This window comes from Thermococcus sp. ES12 (assembly GCF_012027515.1).
GTDB lineage: Archaea > Methanobacteriota_B > Thermococci > Thermococcales > Thermococcaceae > Thermococcus > Thermococcus barossii.
The window spans coordinates 1-403 of the sequence record NZ_SNUP01000120.1; the positions used below are offsets into that span (position 1 = coordinate 1).

General features: G+C 42.4%; 1 pseudogene. It reads right to left on the reverse strand.

Annotated elements, in window-relative coordinates:
• Positions 1-403: pseudogene (locus tag E3E37_RS11350) on the reverse strand (coenzyme F420 hydrogenase); the annotation flags it as partial.

Consider the following 403-nt stretch of genomic DNA (forward strand, 5'->3'; position numbering starts at 1 on the left):
CGACTGAACCATTTGGTGAGTCGGAGGACAGCCGGGAATAGAGTAATCAACCTTAATAACACTGTTTACAGGCTGGAAGTTTCTGTGGTCGGGTCTAGGCTCTTGTCCGCCTCTACAGAACCTTAAAATTCCTCCAAATGTAGCGCATGAGCCGAAAGCAACGAGAGTGCTTGCTTTCTCTCTAAGGCTCTTTACCTTTTCAATTATATGAGGTTCATTCATACAAACTCCACCAGTTATGATGACCATATCATACTTGTCCTCAGCGCAAGTTTTCTTTGCAAGGTACTTCATGTCTAAATCAACGAACTCTTGGATGTTCGGAAGTGCTCTTAAAATGCTAACATTACAGCCTTCACAACCTCCGATATCAACGTGAAGGACTTTTAATTTCTCCATTTTG